At 41.9% G+C, this 315-nt stretch carries 2 tRNA genes; both read right to left on the bottom strand.

The annotated features are described in order from the left end of the window. Positions 1-89: 89 nt before the first annotated feature. Positions 90-165 (bottom strand) — tRNA-Ala (locus A6E06_RS14605). 39 nt (positions 166-204) lie between these two features. Then, a tRNA-Ile gene (locus A6E06_RS14600) sits at positions 205-281 on the bottom strand. Positions 282-315: the final 34 nt, after the last annotated feature.

Genomic DNA, 315 nt, shown 5'->3' with positions numbered 1-315 from the left:
TTTCCAAATTGTTAAAGAGCAATTGTTTTTCAACCTAATAAAAGGTTTCGAAACCATTTTTAAAGACTCTCAAAGAGAATACTTAAAAATGGTGGAGCTATGCGGGATCGAACCGCAGACCTCCTGCGTGCAAGGCAGGCGCTCTCCCAGCTGAGCTATAGCCCCAAAATATAATGTTATCACCAATACTTACTGGAAAAGTATTGGTGGGTCTGAGTGGATTTGAACCACCGACCTCACCCTTATCAGGGGTGCGCTCTAACCAACTGAGCTACAGACCCAACATTATGTCTCTTTTACTTTTTTAACCTAATC

This window comes from Aliivibrio sp. 1S175 (assembly GCF_001690985.1).
Lineage (GTDB): Bacteria > Pseudomonadota > Gammaproteobacteria > Enterobacterales > Vibrionaceae > Aliivibrio.
Note: the sequence above shows the minus strand (reverse complement) of the source record. Positions and strands in the feature narration are given on the sequence as shown.